The following is a 16,187-nucleotide window of genomic DNA, read 5'->3' on the forward strand; positions in this document are numbered from 1 at the left end:
AATGACAATAAAATGAATTTTTAGTCTAGAAAGAGGGAGTATGTTTTCTATTTTTGAATAACATTATTTCGTGTTTGAATTTTAGAAATACAATTTTCTCTTGACAAAAAAATAACGAATTTACTCATTGGTTAATAGGACATTTTTTTGTAGAAAAGTCAAGTGTATAAAGAGAAAAACGATTATTTTATTGATGCAAAGATAAGTCTCATATTAAAAAAACACATTTTATCGATGAGAAAAATCTAATTCAAAAAAATACCAAAAGACATATTTCAGACAAAATGATGTCAATAATACGTCAAAAATCAGCTGAATTTACTATGCAAGTATATTATACAATTCGATTAACGAATAAAACACTACAGAAATAGTGAAAAGGTAAAAAATAGCATTACAATAGTTTGAAAAACTGAAACTTCATATTTTTCGACAATACATACAAAATATTTTTGTCTTTTCGTATTTCTTAATAATTGAGTTTGATAAGATTGCTCAATTAACTTTTATTATAAAAACTATGAAGGAAGTGATTGTAGTATGGAAACGCTCGAATTGGCACGAATACAATTCGCATCAACAACGATTTTCCATTACTTTTTTGTTCCGCTGTCTATTGGTTTAGCTTTTATCATTGCGCTAATGCAAACGTTGTATGTGGTAAAGGGACAAGAAATTTATAAGAAGATGACGAAGTTTTGGACACAAATATTCCTTGTAAACTTTGCGGTAGGTGTAGTAACTGGTATTTTACAAGAATTCCAGTTTGGTATGAACTGGTCAACATATTCACGTTTCGTAGGTGATGTGTTTGGTCCATCACTTGCGATTGAAGGGTTATTAGCATTTTTCATTGAGTCTACATTTCTAGGGTTATGGGTATTCGGTGAAGATAAATTACCGAAGCGAATTCATCTATTATGTATTTGGCTCCTTTCAATTGGAACAATGTTATCAGCATTTTGGATTTTAACTGCAAGTGCATTTATGCAATCGCCAGTAGGATATGAAATGGCAGCAGATGGACGTGCACAAATGAATGATTTCTTAGCAATTATTCAAAATCCACAATTATGGGTGCAATTCCCGCATACAATTACAGCGGCAATTGCAACTGGTGCATTCTTTATTGCAGGTGTAAGTGCATGGAAAATAACGAAAGCGCAAGAAACTGAGGTATTTAAAAAATCGTTCCGTATTTCTATCATTGTTGGAACACTTACAACTGCGCTTGTATTATTCTTCGGTCATGCGCAAGCACAACAATTAATTAAGACACACCCAATGAAAATGGCGGCAGCTGAAGCGTTATGGAATACGAGTGAAGATCCAGCGCCATTTACAGTATTTGCGAAAATTGATGCAGAGAAGAAAGAAAATTCGTTTGAAATTCAAATCCCGTATATGCTAAGTCTATTATCATTTGATAAATTTAGTGGTCAAGTAGAAGGTATGAACCAAATTCAAAAGCAATATGAAGAAAAATATGGGCCTGGAGATTATATTCCACCAGTACACACGATGTTCTGGAGCTTTAGAGCGATGGTAATGAGTGGAACATTTATGCTTCTTCTAGGAGCGTACGGATGGTTCTTATCAAGAAAAGATCGATTAGCTGAAAAAACTTGGTATTTAAAATTAATGGTGTATGCAATTTCACTACCGTTTATCGGTAATACAGTAGGATGGATTATGACTGAAATGGGACGTCAGCCTTGGGTAGTTTTCGGTGTTATGAAAACAGAAGATGCTGTATCTCCAAATGTTACGTTCGGGGAAGTGTTATTCTCTTTAGTTTCATTCACATCACTATATTTAATTATAGGTGGAATTACTATTTACTTATTCGTTCGTATCATTAAAGGTCATGAGAATAAGAAAGCGAAACAGGATTCTCAAAGCCATGATCCATTTGATAAGGAGGATGAGTATGTTATCTCTTAATGAGTTGTGGTTTATTATTATTGCAGTTTTATTCGTTGGCTTCTTTGTACTTGAAGGTTTCGATTTCGGTGTAGGTATAGTTTCAAGGTTTTTAGGAGAAAACGATTTAGAGAAAAGAATATATTTAAATACAATTGGTCCATTTTGGCACGCGAATGAAGTATGGCTTGTTTGTGCAGGTGGCGCTATGTTTGCGGCATTCCCGCATTGGTATGCAACTTTATTTAGTGGGTTTTACATTCCGTTTGTATTTATGCTTCTTGCTTTAATTATTAGAGGTGTTTCCTTTAAATTCCGTGCGAAAATAGATAATCATAAATGGAAAGGCTTTTGGGATTGGGGTATGTTTTTAGGAAGTTTACTACCGCCTATCCTTTGGGGAGTTGCCATTGCTAACTTTATGGTAGGTATTCCAATTGATGAGACGAAAAATGCTGTAGGTGGATTCTTACAATTACTTCATCCATTTGCATTACTTGGAGGAGTTATGTTCCTTCTGTTATGTATTGTTCACGGATTGCAATTCCTTACTATACGTACAACAGGTAAGTTAAGAGAACGTGCACGTATTGCCGCGTTGAAAATTGCACCACTTGCAATTATAGTACTTCTTGTTTTTGCGGGTGTAGGGTTATGGAAAACAGATATATTCACTGGTCATGGTACAGAGTGGATTATGGTTCCGATTGGAGCTTTTGTAGCATTATGCGCGTCAACATTATTAAATAAAAGAAGAAGAGATGGTTGGGCTTTCGTTATGACGAGTTTAACAATCATTTTACTAAGTGCGAGTGTGTTTGCCGGCATGTTCCCACGTGTTTTAATTAGTTCGTTAGGGTCAATATACGATTTAACAATTTATAATGCAGCATCAGGAGATTATGCACTAAAACTGATGACGTATTTTTCAATTGCTATATTGCCATTTGTTTTGGGAAGTCAAATATGGAGTTTCTATGTGTTTAGACAACCTGTTAAGTCAGATAAAGATTTGGAGTACTAATGAAAAGAAAAAGAGGACTTCCGTCGTATCCTGGTAGCCGAGTTTTATATGTAGTTTTAACAATCATTAGCATTTTAGAAGCTATAAGTATTATTGCGCAAACAGTGTTTTTAGCGAGGGCTATTACGTTTTTATTTCAGGGAGAAACAGTACAATCTGTGTTAAATGAAACGGTGTATTTTGGAATCACGTTTGCAGTACGTCACATATTGGTTCGAATATCGCAAATATTAGTTGAACGTTTTGCTGAAAAAACAGGATCGCTACTGAGAAAACAATTAATAGAGGCGTATTTCACATTAGGTCCACGGTATGTTCAAACTGTTGGAACAGGTCATCTGGTTACCTTATCGATAGAGGGTATTGAGAAATTTAAAACATATATTGAATTAACAATTCCTAAAATGATAAGAAGTAGTATCGTACCGGGACTAATTGTACTATATGTTTTTACACTAGATATTGAGTCTGGAATCATTTTAGTTGTAACGATTCCAATAGTAATTATTTTTATGATCCTACTAGGATTAGCAGCGCAGAAAATGGCGGATAGCCAATATGAAACGTATCGTGTTCTTTCTAATCATTTTGTAGATACGTTAAAAGGATTAGAAACATTAAAGTATTTAGGTCAAAGTAAACAACACGAAGGAAAGATTGAAAAAGTAAGTAAAAGATATAGAAAAGCAACGATGCGTACTTTGCGAGTTGCTTTTCTTTCTTCTTTTGCATTAGATTTCTTTACGAGTTTATCAATTGCATTTGTGGCGGTCGGATTAGGGATACGTTTAATAGATGGGACAATTGTACTATTGCCAGCCCTTACGATTTTAATTTTAGCTCCGGAATATTTCTTGCCGATTAAACAAGTTGGAGCAAATTATCATGCTACGTTAGATGGACAACTTGCAATGGAGCAAATAGAAGAGATTTTACAGCAACAAAAAGAAATAGGGAAGAAAGAATCTAATGTAGATCTAATATGGAATTCCTCTAGTAACTTGAAATTACAAGATGTAAAAGTAAAGAATGATGAATCTGAAAAAGCTATATTAGAGGGAATTGATTTTACTTGGAATGGAAACGGTGCTATAGGTGTAATTGGTGAAAGTGGGGCAGGGAAATCGACGTTAATCGACGTATTAGCTGGATTTTTAACTCCTTCGGGTGGAAAAATGATTGTAAATGAAGTGGAAATTGACGGGTCTACTCGTGAAGAGTGGCAAAAGAATATTGCTTATATTCCGCAGCAACCTTATATTTTCCCGCTTTCATTAAAAGATAACATTTGTTTCTATGAAACAAATACAACTGATGAAGAAGTGGAAAGGGTTATTAATGAAGTCGGTCTTCGTTCACTCGTTACATCGCTTCCAAATGGAATGTATGAAAGAATTGGAGAAGGTGGACGTATGCTGAGTGGCGGACAAGAACAACGTGTCGCTATGGCGCGTGCACTTTTAAGTAAAAAGCCAATTATTTTATTAGATGAGCCTACGGCACATCTTGATATTGAAACTGAATTTGAAATAAAGAAAGCAATGTTACGTCTGTTTGAAGGTAAGTTAGTATTTCTTGCAACACATCGTCTTCACTGGATGAAACAAATGGATCATATTCTTATTTTAAATAAAGGGAAAATGATAGAAAGCGGAACGTATGAAGAACTTGTAAAGAATGAGGCATTACATGTTCACAGGAAAGAGAGGGGATAGAGATGAGTAACTGGATTAAACCGTATATACAGCAAAACAAAGGTAGAATGACTGTAACTATTTTCCTTGGTCTGCTTGGAGTTAGTTCAGGTGCGATGCTACTTTTCATTTCAGGTTATTTAATCTCTAAATCTGCTCTTAGACCAGAAAATGTAATGGCTGTATATGTTCCTATCGTTGCAACACGTGCGTTTAGTATAGGGCAAGCGGTATTTCATTATTTAGAGCGTTTAGTTGGACACGATGTTGTACTACGCATATTAGAAAAGATGAGAACGAAACTATATGGAATAGTAGAACCACAGGCGTTATTTTTTCGTTCACGATTTCAAACGGGCGATATGTTAGGGATATTATCCGAAGATATAGAGCATTTGCAAAACTTATATTTACGTACAATATTTCCTAGCATATTAGCATTAGTTGTATATAGCATATTCGTACTTGTTATCGGTACATTTGACGTAGTGTTTGCACTTATTGCAGGGTGTATGTTAGCTATTATCGTTTTTCTGCTTCCATTTGTATCGTTACTTTTAATGAAGCAACATCACGTTACTTTAAAACAAGGAAGAAACCGTTTGTATCAACAACTAACAGATGCTGTTTTTGGATTATCTGATTGGCAAGCAAGTGGTAGAAAAGATGAATTCATTGATAAGTATGTAAAGCAAAATGCTCAGTTGTTAAAAACGGAAAAAAGAATGAAGCATTGGAATCATATTCGGGACAGTATTATTCAATTAGTAGTGGGTATTGTAGTTATTTCAATGATTATATGGACTGGAAATGAGGCAGCAAGAGAACAAATTGCTCCTACCGTTATTGCGGCTTTCGTCTTAATGACGTTATCTGTCACAAACGCATTAATTCCTCTTTCAGATGCTATCGATCGAATTCCATCATATGTAGAATCTGCTCATCGTCTAAATCAAGTAGAAGGTGATAGTGTTTTACAGGATGAAGAGGAATTACATGGAGATAAAGATTATGTTGCATCAAAACATATAGACATTGAATTAAATCATGTATCGTATAGTTACCCAGATAGCAATGAATTTGTATTGAAAGAAGTATCACTGGAAATAAAGGCAGGAAAGAAAATCGCCATTTTAGGAAGAAGCGGAACAGGAAAATCTACTTTGTTAAAATTGTTAACAGGTGCGCTAAGCCCGTTACATGGTGAAGTTTTATTGAATAGTGAACATGCTCACACGAATCTTTTATCAAAATATATTTCTGTATTGAATCAAAAGCCGCATTTATTCGATACGACAATTGGAAATAATGTTCGAATCGGCAAACCAGAGGCAACGGATGAAGAGATATGGAATGCTTTAGAGAAAGCACAATTAGCTTCGCATATTGCTTCTCTTCCAGATGGATTACAAACAAAAATGCATGAGATGGGAAAAAGATTTTCTGGTGGGGAAAGACAACGGGTTGCTTTTGCAAGAACGCTAATGCAAGAAGCACCAATCATTGTACTAGATGAACCTACAATCGGCTTAGATCCAAAGACAGAATTATCTTTAATAGAAACGATGTTTTCTGCAACGGAAGAAAAGACAGTAATTTGGATTACGCACCATCTTGTAGGAATGGAGCATGTTGATGAAGTAATATTCCTTGATCGTGGTCAAATTGTGATGCAAGGTAGTCATGAACAACTTCTGAAAGAAAACAAAAAGTATCGTATGCTTTATGAGTTAGACAAAGGAATATAATTTTATCCGACTTTAATGGGCAGTAAGACCTCCACCTCAAAATTCAGCGAAAGCAAAGAAGTTAGGTGGGGGGCGGGCTGCCCCTAAAAGTCCGATTGGTGAGGGCTGATAATCAGTGGGGGATGAAGAAAACCCCCACTGATTAAAGTTTCACTTTATTAAGTATGTAATGGAAAAATAGCTACGCCTAATGGTGGAGCTATTTTTTGTTTTGAAATAAATATTCTATTCTTTTTTTTTGATGGATGGCAAATGTATATGATCATTACGAATGAAAAATGAATTTCATATTATACATATAATGGAGGGGATATACATGAAGGAGCAGTATAAAATTATTGTTTTAAGTGATGAATCATCAAGGGAGAAGATTCAAAATACATTAGACAAAAATAAATGTAGAACAATCGTTCATCTTGTAGACGTTTCATCTATTGTTCAAATAGAAAATTCTTTTCAATATATAGTCATTTGGAGAATAGACGCAGCAAAACTTACAAATGAATTGATAAATAGGGGCGTGCAAAGTACAAAAATTATTAATTTAACAAAATACATGTATGAATGGAGGAATAAATTAATTTCTATCTATCAAATAAATCCGGATCTTATGTCTTTATACATTTCTATGAAAAAAGCAAAGGGTGATCCGACGTATGAATTGTTTGCGACGGGCTTGTCTTATCCGCATTGTGGCATAAGTACGGAGCTCCTCTCAAAAAAGTCAATAAAACTAACACTTCCATCGCAAGATTTATACTATGATTATTTAATAGCATCACAACTTCTATCAAACAATCATTCCTTTCAATATTGTTTGATAGGAATAGCTTATTTCTCGTTTTATTTTGACATGTCGTTATCATCTGAATCATATAGAATTCACAAAGTATATTATCCATTGTTTCAGGACGGTCATCATACTGTAGTTCATTCTCCTCTACTCACTGATGGGTTCTCACACCTAGATACGCCGAAACCGCTTTTTTCTATTTTTAATTTACATTTTGAGTATATTTTATTAGATGAACTAAAAGATGAATCATTGATACTGCCCTGGATACACGCTGAATGGAATACCACTCCTCCTCACATTCCTTTTGAAGAACACGGGAAAATAAGAGCAGCTTCACATGCTAAATTGTTATATCCTCATACTTTAGTTGAAAATAAAACGATTTTCAAAAAATATTTAGAACTATTGTTAAAACATGATATAAAACCACTAATTGTTGTATTTCCTGTTACTTCACATTATTTCAATTGTAGTAGTAAGAAATTAAAAGAAGATTTTTATAACGTTATAAACGATTTTCAATCTCAATATTCTTTTCAAATTATAGATTTATTTGATTCGCCATTATTTTGTGATGATGATTTTTATGATAGTGATCATATGAATAAAAAAGGTGCAAATAAAATGTCCGTGTTATTAAATATGTTTATTCAGGAACGAAAAGTATGATATTTCATTTCATGTCTGCATAAAAGTATATAGGCTCCATTCGGTTAAAGTAATGTGATTTTTGTGTCGCGTATATAAATAATATGCGAAGAGGTGAGAGAGTAAAATGAGAACTCGTATTGAAAGAAATGAAGAGATGATAGATAAACTTCCGTTGGTAAGTGTATTAATTCCTACATATAATCGTCCACGCTACTTTGAAGAGGCGTTATGTAGTGTGTTGGAACAAACGTACCCTAATATAGAAATTATAGTTGGAGATGATAGTACGAATGATGAAACAGAAAAGGTATTACAAAAATACTTATGTGATCATTCAAATATTACTTATATAAAAAACAGGTCAACTCTCGGACAGTTTGAAAATGCTCTAATATTATTTAATGAAGCGAGCGGTGAGTATATAAATTTTTTAATGGACGATGATATCTTTCATGTGGATAAAATTGAAAAAATGATGAAATATTTTTTCAATGATTTAAATAATGAAATTAAGCTTGTAACATCCCATCGTCAAGTAATTGATGAAAAAGGGAAAGAACTACGACATATTTATTCAACTGTCCGTTTATTTAAAGAGGATACGATTATAGAGGGAACAGAATTAGCAAATAGGGTAATTGTCGATCAAAAAAATTATATTGGAGAACCGACAACAGTTTTATTTCGTAAAAATGATTTACAAGAACCGTATGGGATTTTTGATAAGAGGAGGTATCTTTGTAACGTAGATATAGCTTCATGGTTATCTTTATTAAGTAAGGGAAAAGCAGTATATATAGCAGAGACACTGAGTTACTTTCGGTTACATCCAGATCAACAGTTAAATGAATCTAATAAAATGATGGATGGATTAGAAGATTTTTCACATAGTATTCTAGCAGGAGAAAAATATGGTTTCTTATCTAACGAAAAAGAGTTAGATAAAGCGATAACTAATTTTCTAGATTATGCAAGAAGGATAGTTCCATCATCAATATTATATACATTAGACTATTATCAAAAAATTAAAGAAAAGAAAATAAACATAGAAAAGAAAAAACAACATATAAATAATAATTCGCCTTTACCGAAAGTAAGTATACTTATTCCTGCGTACAATAGGCCGTATTACTTGGAATTGGCGCTTAACAGCGCTCTGAATCAAACATATGAAAATATTGAAATTATTATTTCTGACGACAGTACAAATAATGAAGTCAATACTATGATTCAACCGTATTTACGTGAATATGAGTGTATTACATATGCTAAAAATGAAACTCCGTTAGTTGCTGAAAACTTTAATAAGTGTATAGAACTTGCGAACGGGGATTATATAAACTTTTTATTAGATGATGACTTATTTCATCATGAAAAGATCGAGAGAATGATGAAATACTTTTTGACGTTAGAAAATATTTCATTTGTGACGTCTTATCGTGAACTGATTGATGAGAACGGAGAGATATTACCACCTTCAACTTTGAATATGAAAATTGCGAAAGAAACTACACTTTTTGAAGGAAAAGAATTAGGGAATTACATATTGAAAAATTTAAAAAATATAGTAGGTGAGCCGACAACTGTTCTGTTTAATCGGAACTTGTTTGAAGGGAAGTTTGGGTATTTTAAAGGGAAGGCTTATTCTGCTATTAATGATATTGCAACTTGGTTAGATATGATGAGGAAAGGGAAAGTAGTTTATATAAAAGAGCCTCTTAGTTATTTTAGACAACATAGTGGACAAAATCAAAAACAAATGCATTTTATTTTCATGACAATTGACGAGTGGATTGAATTAATTATAGATGCATATAATAGTGGATTTTTAAGTTCTGAGAGGGATTATAAAGAGAGCCTATCTTATTGTTTAGAAAATGCGGGATTTATAGTTAAGGATGCAGTAAGAAATGGAGAACTAGATCAAATTTATAATGAAAAGATTAAAAAAGGATTAAACAAGCTAGTTGCTCATATGTTTGAGAAAGAATCTTGTTATTGTCAATATTGCAATCAACAATTTGAAAAATTTTTACCTTGGCCAGCAGATTATGATTTTCCGAAATATAAATTTGAGATGTGGAATAAAGATACAGGGATATGTCCAGTTTGTAGTTCAATGGATCGTGAAAGATTGTATCGTGCGTACATTGAAACGGAAACGGACTTGTTAAGTAGAAAATATACTATGCTTCATATTGCACCTGAAGTGAATTTAAGGGATTGGTTTAACGAGTATAAAAATATTACGTATGTATGTGGAGATATAGAACCAAAGGATCCATTAATGAAGGAAATTGATGTTACAAGTATTACATATGATAGTAATACGTTTGATGTAATTTTATGTAGCCATGTATTAGAACACGTTCTTGACGATGATAAAGCAATGCGAGAGTTATATAGGGTTTTAAAACCAAATGGATGGGGAATTATTCAAGTACCAATCGTAATGAATGTAGATTCTATTATAGAGAATAAATTAATTGTAACACCACAATTAAGAAAATTAGCTTTTGGTCAAGAAGATCATGTGAGAATTTATAATCAATCGGGATTCATTCAACGATTAACGAATGCAGGATTTAAGGTGGAATTATATAACATAGCTGAAAGACAAGGAATGAAAAGTGCGAGGAAATTTGGATTATCTGAAACAGATATGCTCTATATTGTCCGAAAATGATAGGAAGGAATAGATAGATATGGAGAATATTCCTTTTTTACGTGCTTCAACTGTACCAGTAATTGAGTATTTAGATGAATTGAAGGAAATTGATGCATCGCACATATATACGAATTATGGACCTATAAATCAACGTTTTGAACAAACAATTATGTCGGGATTTTTTCAGAACAAGGGAGCTGTTACAACAGTAGCAAACGCAACGTTAGGGTTAATGACGGCCATTCAACTTAAGAAAAGAAAAAAAGGAAAGTATGCCCTCATGCCTAGTTTTACATTCCCTGCAACTCCATTAGCGGCTATTTGGTGTGGTTTGGAACCTTATTTTATTGATATTGCAATAGATGATTGGTATATGGATAAAACAGTACTCTGGGATAAGATTGAAGAATTAAAAAAAGAGGTTGCAATTGTTGTCCCGTACGCAACTTTTGGCTCATGGATGAACTTAGAAGAATATGAAGAATTAGAGAAAAAGGGTGTTCCGGTTGTCGTAGATGCGGCACCGGGATTTGGATTAATGAATGGAGGGATGCATTACGGTCAAGATTTTAGTGGAATGATCGTATATAGCTTTCATGCAACAAAGCCTTTTGGAATTGGTGAAGGAGGGCTCATATATAGTAAAAACGAAGAAGATATACAACGTATTAAAAAAATGGGTAATTTCGGATTTGATACAAATCGTGAATGTACGATGATGGGATTTAATTGTAAAATGTCTGAATATGCAGCCGCGATTGGGATTGCAACTATGAAAAAATGGGGTGACAAATTAAAAGAACGCACCCGTATTTCTGAATGGTATAAACAATTGTTACAAAGTAATGGATTAATGAAAAAAGGGTGGCAACTCCAAAAGACAGAAGCAGTTATTCAGCAATTTATGCCTATTCTTTGTCCGGAAGAAGTTCGCAATATACAAGTAATAGAAGAACTGAAAAAACAGAAAATAGAAGCTAGATTATACTTTTCGCCATCATGCCATCAACAAGTTTTTTTTAGAAATTATAAGTCTACAGATTTAATAGAAACGAATAAAATAGCAAAACGAATAGTAAGTTTGCCTTTATGGGAAGGAATGACGAAAGAAATAGTAGAACAAATTGTAATCTGTTTAGGACAGAAGGTGGTGTCGGCAGATGAATAGTTTTTATAGTCAAGAAGAGCTAAAGAAAATTGGATTTTTATCTGTTGGGAAAAATGTATTGATTAGTAAAAAAGCAAGTATATATAATCCAGGTGTTATATCAGTTGGTAATCATGTAAGAATTGATGATTTTTGCATTTTAAGTGGCAAAATCACAATTGGAAGTTATTCGCACATATCAGCGTATACAGCGTTATATGGAGGGGAAGTTGGGATAGAAATGCATGACTTTGCAAATATCTCAGCTAACACAATCGTATATGCAGTACTAGATGATTTCAGTGGGAATACATTAATGGGGCCAACCGTTCCGAATCAATATAGGAATGTGAAAACAGAAAAAGTTATTTTAAAAAAACATGCGATTATTGGTGCTAATTCTATTCTTTTTCCAAATGTAACTATAGGAGAAGGCACGGCAGTAGGTGCGATGAGTATGGTGAAAAAGAGTTTAGAAGATTGGTATATTTATGCTGGAGTTCCCGTAAGAAAAATAAAACCTCGTCAAAGAAAGATGCTAGAGTTAGAAATTGATTTTTTAAAAAACATTCCTTCTTAACAAAAAGAAGGAATGTTTTTTATTTTTATGGTGCAGCAGAGTGTGTATCTTAACTTATTATGTTTTAAATTTTGCTGACCAAGGCAATACTGAGCCATAGTGAATGTAAAGTTGGAGGGCGAGCGTATATGTTTGATGAGGATGGGATTGTTTTAATTATGGAACCGGCTGATGAAAGAAATTTGAGGAGATTTATTTTTTCAGTACCAAAGTCAGTGTATGAAAAGAAGGGGCTTATATTACACTATGGAACAGCTATAGGACAAGGATATACGGATATAATTGAAGATATTATTAGCGTACATATAGAAGTAGATGTTGTAACGGTAATTGGGCATGTAAGAGGGTAAATAGCTATTTGAAAAAAGGTTATAAGTAATGTAGCTAGAAGTTAGGATAGAGAAACTTACAGACAATTATAAAGACGAAGGGAGCCTAAAATGAAAATAAAATCAATTTTAGTAGTATTTATAGTTACAATTGGTTTGATGGGATGTTCACTCGTTGAACAAGGAAAGAACTCCATAGATTATGCTCAAAAAGCGACAGACTATGTAAACGAAATAAGTGCGTTTGCAAATGATGCACCAGCTTTAGCTGAAAAGGCCGTTAATGATAGCGAAGCTCGAAAAGAATTAGAAACGAAGCTTAGTGAAATTAAACAAGATATACCCGTTTTTAATGAATTAACACCGCCTGATGTAGCAAAGGATCTTCATCAGCAAATCGTCGGATATAACGAAAAGTTAAATACGTTAATTGATACGGCGATGATAAAGATAGAAGAAGGGAAAGTGAATGTAGAAGAGTTTAAAAACTCTGAGCTTATGCAGACGGTAGATCAAGTTCGAGAGTTGAAAGAGAAGGTGCAAAATTTAGGTCAATAGTAAAAGGCTCCGTTTATCACAAACGGAGCCTTTTACTATTGGATACAATAAACGATTACACCAACGATAATAATCGTGTTGCCGATGAGTTTACGTTTCGTTATTTTTTCTCCTAGGAAATACCAACCGAAAATTAATATGATGATATAACTTAAGGATTCTAATGCTGATGCTTGTTTTAATGCCATGCCCTTCATGGCGATAACATTTAATCCAGCGTTAATTACAAATAAAGAGTAGCCGATAATAACATAAGGATTTACATATTCTTTTATTCTAGAATCGTATTGTTGCAAAGTAGCTTTTTTTAATAATATTTGTGAGTAATTAGCTAAAATTATCCCGAAAATAAACAATAACATATAACTATTCATCTTTTGTCACCACCACAATTCCGCCGATAATAATAGCTGCACCAAGTAAATGATTCCACTGAATCGTATCTCCAAATAGAAATACTGACCAAAGCATTGACCATAGTATAATAATCCCGCGATGTGAATATGCTTTTGATATTTCGAAATGTTTAATTACTTGTTGCCATAAAATTGCATATCCAAATAAAAGTATAACTAGTCCGAAATAAGCAATAAAAAATGAGATGGAAGCAATGGGAAATTTAGCCGCCCATTTCATGTAAACCATAATGATAGAATATATCAAAAAAGCTACATGTAAAAATAAGTAATTTTTAATAGTTGGTTTCATTTATTCACTCTCTTTTGCATATAAATATATATTTATACCTAATTTTTTTAATGATAGATATTGGAACGTATTTAGTTTAATCTTTCACATTCCAAATTATATAGTATCATGGCTTTTATTGTAAAACAATAAAAGCCATGTATTCATTTTTTCCAAGATTCTATAATATGTATCGTTTTATTTGTCGCATCCAACTCTACTTGAACACCGATAGGTATGGTAATCATTGGATGTGTATGGCAACAATCGAAGTCTGCTAGAAAAGGAATTCTTTGATTTTGAAGTACTTCTAATAGTATTTCAAAAGGTTTTCGATTTGTACCACAATGATCAAATTGCTCATGTTTTCCAAGAATGATACCTGAAATTTTATCGAATACACCGTTAATTTTAAGGAATGAAAAGCTTCTTTCAATAGTAGCTGCATCTTTTGAACTGTCCTCAATAAAGAGAATGTCACCCTCTTGAATATGTGGCATATAAGGGCTACCCCAAATTCCTTGTATCGTGTTTAAATTCCCGCCAATAATACGTCCAGTAGCTTTTCCGTCAATTACTGAAATCCAATCGTTTGGTCGAAGTTCTTTCTCCTTCGTCTTTTCTTCCCAATTAATAAATTCATCTGACCAAAATAATGGTTGTTTTATATGATAAGGAAGAGAATGATCATGTAGTAAAGTTTCAGCAAAATATTTATATGTGTAATCAACAAAAGGTTCAAATTCGCCAAAAGAAGGGACGAGAGCTGGTCCATAAAATGTAGGGATTCCTGTTTTGGTGTAAATTCCTAGTAATAAAGCAGTTGCATCTGAATACCCAATCATTATTTTAGGGTTATTTAGAAAAGCATCATAATCAATATAAGGTAATATTGAATTTGAATTCATGCCACCAATTGTTGACATGATACAAGAAACATTTGGATTTCTTATTAAAGCATTCAGTTCCTCAGCACGCTCTTGTATACTACCCGAACGATAGAAATCATATCGACCTGTTAATGAACCTTCTAATATATAAAACCCTTTCTGTTGTAAGTAAGATTTTGCTCGTTCAAATCTTTTTGGAGAAGTGTAGGTTGCTGGTGAAGAAGGGGAGTAGATCCCGACTGTGTCTCCGTATTTTAATGATTTTGGAAGTAGCATTTGTATGAATCCCTTCTATTAAATAGTTTATCTCGCTATTTGATGGATAGCCCGATTGGTGGGGCTGATTAAAACGAGATTTTATTATTGAATATTCTTACGTTTCAATATTGTAAGTTTAACATAAATAAATTAAAATAATCATTGCTGTATATGAATAAATATACTTTTTACCTTGACTATATAAAGGAATTGTTGTTAAGGTTAAATGTGAGTGTATAAAAGGTTTGCTAAAGGAGTTTTGAAATGAATCGGTTAAAATGGGGAAGGATGACAGTCCTATTAGTCATTATTTTAGGGATATGTTGGTTCTTATTCCAAGGAAATCAAAAGAGCATAGCGAATGTAGAGGGACAACCTTTGCAAGTGGCAGAACTACCTAAAGCAGGATTTACTGAAAAAGTAGTCCCGCCAAAGTACATCCCACCAGAAATTAACGCAAAAGCAGCTATGATTATCGATGCGAGTGATGGAGATATTATTTATCAATATAATGAAAATGAGGCTTTTGCACCGGCTAGTATGTCTAAGATGATGACAGCGTATCTCTTACTAGAGAGTATACATAACGGGAAAGTTCGCTGGGAAGATCCAGTAAAAATGAGTGCGAAGGCGGCACAAACAGAGGGAGCGAGAATCCCAGTACAAGTTAATGACACATTAACTGTTAAAGATTTATATCATGCATTAATGATTGAGTCAGCTAATAATTCAGCTGTGGCTTTAGCAGAACATATGGCAAAATCGGAGAAAGATTTCGTTCAGCTTATGAATGCAAAAGCGAAACAGTTAAAAATGTCGGAACATGCTAAATTTGCAAATGCTTCTGGATTACAAGAGCCAGATGGAAGTGAAACAAAAATGACGGCTGGTGATGTAGCAAACTTGGCGTATCATCTTATAAAAGATTACCCAGAAATATTAGAAGTGACTCACTTACGTCAAAGTCAGTTAGCATTTAATAATATTAATGTTATAAGTACAAATGATATGTTAAACAAAAATAATAAAGCTTTATATATAGAAGGAATAGACGGATTAAAAACAGGATTTACAGATAGCGCAGGGTATTGTTTTACGGGTACAGCAAAACAAGGTGATACTCGTATTATTACAGTTGTTATGGGAACAAAAGGTAAAACGAAGCGTTTTACAGAGACGAATAAGCTAATGTCTTATGCATTTGGCTTAGTTAATTAAGTGAAATACTGAGTTG

14 protein-coding genes are annotated in these 16,187 nt (G+C 33.3%); 11 read left to right on the forward strand and 3 right to left on the reverse strand.

Annotation, left to right across the window (positions count from 1 at the left end; all coding sequences use genetic code 11):
* Nucleotides 1-540: 540 nt before the first annotated feature.
* From cydA to EKQ63_RS11075, 10 genes are all read left to right on the forward strand, one after another.
* The gene (cydA, locus tag EKQ63_RS11030) at nt 541-1,944 is read left to right on the forward strand and encodes a cytochrome ubiquinol oxidase subunit I (RefSeq protein WP_000448877.1); all 1,404 of its coding nucleotides are present in this window, start codon (nt 541-543) and stop codon (nt 1,942-1,944) included.
* Nucleotides 1,931-2,947 (forward strand): cytochrome d ubiquinol oxidase subunit II, encoded by a 1,017-nt coding sequence (gene cydB, locus EKQ63_RS11035; protein WP_087952901.1) that lies wholly within the window; start codon nt 1,931-1,933, stop codon nt 2,945-2,947. The genes cydA and cydB overlap by 14 nt, the downstream gene beginning before the upstream one ends.
* Nucleotides 2,947-4,662: a thiol reductant ABC exporter subunit CydD gene (gene cydD, locus EKQ63_RS11040; protein ID WP_087952900.1), complete on the forward strand. Its 1,716-nt coding sequence runs from the start codon at nt 2,947-2,949 to the stop codon at nt 4,660-4,662. Before cydB ends, cydD begins: the two co-directional genes overlap by 1 nt.
* Nucleotides 4,663-4,664: 2 nt before the next feature.
* Nucleotides 4,665-6,389, forward strand: a complete 1,725-nt coding sequence (gene cydC / locus EKQ63_RS11045; protein ID WP_087952899.1) for a thiol reductant ABC exporter subunit CydC — start codon at nt 4,665-4,667, stop codon at nt 6,387-6,389.
* Nucleotides 6,390-6,705: 316 nt separating this feature from the next.
* A complete protein-coding gene (locus EKQ63_RS11050) occupies nt 6,706-7,854 on the forward strand; it encodes a hypothetical protein (protein ID WP_087952898.1) in 1,149 nt (382 codons plus the stop codon).
* A gap of 106 nt (nt 7,855-7,960) precedes the next feature.
* Entirely contained in the window at nt 7,961-10,522 is a 2,562-nt protein-coding gene (locus EKQ63_RS11055) for a glycosyltransferase (protein WP_087994505.1), read from the forward strand.
* 19 nt (nt 10,523-10,541) lie between these two features.
* A complete protein-coding gene (locus EKQ63_RS11060) occupies nt 10,542-11,672 on the forward strand; it encodes an aminotransferase class I/II-fold pyridoxal phosphate-dependent enzyme (RefSeq protein ID WP_087952896.1) in 1,131 nt (376 codons plus the stop codon).
* Nucleotides 11,665-12,231: an acyltransferase gene (locus tag EKQ63_RS11065; protein ID WP_087994507.1), complete on the forward strand. Its 567-nt coding sequence runs from the start codon at nt 11,665-11,667 to the stop codon at nt 12,229-12,231. Before EKQ63_RS11060 ends, EKQ63_RS11065 begins: the two co-directional genes overlap by 8 nt.
* Nucleotides 12,232-12,359: 128 nt before the next feature.
* Nucleotides 12,360-12,581, forward strand: a complete 222-nt coding sequence (locus EKQ63_RS11070; protein WP_140168468.1) for a hypothetical protein — start codon at nt 12,360-12,362, stop codon at nt 12,579-12,581.
* Nucleotides 12,582-12,671: 90 nt separating this feature from the next.
* Nucleotides 12,672-13,118: a DUF6376 family protein gene (locus EKQ63_RS11075; protein ID WP_143881030.1), complete on the forward strand. Its 447-nt coding sequence runs from the start codon at nt 12,672-12,674 to the stop codon at nt 13,116-13,118.
* A 35-nt stretch (nt 13,119-13,153) separates the two neighbouring features.
* Here EKQ63_RS11075 and EKQ63_RS11080 read toward each other — a convergent pair whose 3' ends face one another.
* From EKQ63_RS11080 to EKQ63_RS11090, 3 genes are all read right to left on the reverse strand, one after another.
* Nucleotides 13,154-13,492, reverse strand: a complete 339-nt coding sequence (locus EKQ63_RS11080; RefSeq protein WP_087952892.1) for an EamA family transporter — start codon at nt 13,490-13,492, stop codon at nt 13,154-13,156.
* Nucleotides 13,485-13,826, reverse strand: a complete 342-nt coding sequence (locus EKQ63_RS11085) for an EamA family transporter (RefSeq protein ID WP_048552020.1) — start codon at nt 13,824-13,826, stop codon at nt 13,485-13,487. Before EKQ63_RS11085 ends, EKQ63_RS11080 begins: the two co-directional genes overlap by 8 nt.
* 143 nt (nt 13,827-13,969) lie before the next feature.
* Entirely contained in the window at nt 13,970-14,971 is a 1,002-nt protein-coding gene (locus tag EKQ63_RS11090; RefSeq protein WP_143881031.1) for a S66 family peptidase, read from the reverse strand.
* Between the two features lie 246 nt (nt 14,972-15,217).
* Here EKQ63_RS11090 and EKQ63_RS11095 point away from each other — a divergent pair, with 246 nt between their 5' ends.
* Nucleotides 15,218-16,171 carry a D-alanyl-D-alanine carboxypeptidase family protein gene (locus EKQ63_RS11095; RefSeq protein WP_087994509.1) on the forward strand — a complete coding sequence of 318 codons (954 nt, stop codon included), beginning with the start codon at nt 15,218-15,220 and terminating at the stop codon, nt 16,169-16,171.
* Nucleotides 16,172-16,187 lie beyond the last annotated feature (16 nt).

This window comes from Bacillus sp. BD59S (assembly GCF_007363175.1).
Lineage (GTDB): Bacteria > Bacillota > Bacilli > Bacillales > Bacillaceae_G > Bacillus_A > Bacillus_A pacificus.

Bases quoted from the DNA above. Each gene is read 5' to 3' on its own strand.
- EKQ63_RS11055 (WP_087994505.1), top strand. From the start codon at position 7,961: ATGAGAACTCGTATTGAAAGAAATGAAGAGATGATAGATAAACTTCCG.
- EKQ63_RS11085 (WP_048552020.1), bottom strand. From the start codon at position 13,826: ATGAAACCAACTATTAAAAATTACTTATTTTTACATGTAGCTTTTTTG.
- cydA (WP_000448877.1), top strand. From the start codon at position 541: ATGGAAACGCTCGAATTGGCACGAATACAATTCGCATCAACAACGATT.
- EKQ63_RS11090 (WP_143881031.1), bottom strand. From the start codon at position 14,971: ATGCTACTTCCAAAATCATTAAAATACGGAGACACAGTCGGGATCTAC.
- EKQ63_RS11080 (WP_087952892.1), bottom strand. From the start codon at position 13,492: ATGAATAGTTATATGTTATTGTTTATTTTCGGGATAATTTTAGCTAAT.
- EKQ63_RS11050 (WP_087952898.1), top strand. From the start codon at position 6,706: ATGAAGGAGCAGTATAAAATTATTGTTTTAAGTGATGAATCATCAAGG.
- cydD (WP_087952900.1), top strand. From the start codon at position 2,947: ATGAAAAGAAAAAGAGGACTTCCGTCGTATCCTGGTAGCCGAGTTTTA.
- cydC (WP_087952899.1), top strand. From the start codon at position 4,665: ATGAGTAACTGGATTAAACCGTATATACAGCAAAACAAAGGTAGAATG.
- EKQ63_RS11060 (WP_087952896.1), top strand. From the start codon at position 10,542: ATGGAGAATATTCCTTTTTTACGTGCTTCAACTGTACCAGTAATTGAG.
- cydB (WP_087952901.1), top strand. From the start codon at position 1,931: ATGTTATCTCTTAATGAGTTGTGGTTTATTATTATTGCAGTTTTATTC.
- EKQ63_RS11070 (WP_140168468.1), top strand. From the start codon at position 12,360: ATGTTTGATGAGGATGGGATTGTTTTAATTATGGAACCGGCTGATGAA.
- EKQ63_RS11065 (WP_087994507.1), top strand. From the start codon at position 11,665: ATGAATAGTTTTTATAGTCAAGAAGAGCTAAAGAAAATTGGATTTTTA.
- EKQ63_RS11095 (WP_087994509.1), top strand. From the start codon at position 15,218: ATGAATCGGTTAAAATGGGGAAGGATGACAGTCCTATTAGTCATTATT.
- EKQ63_RS11075 (WP_143881030.1), top strand. From the start codon at position 12,672: ATGAAAATAAAATCAATTTTAGTAGTATTTATAGTTACAATTGGTTTG.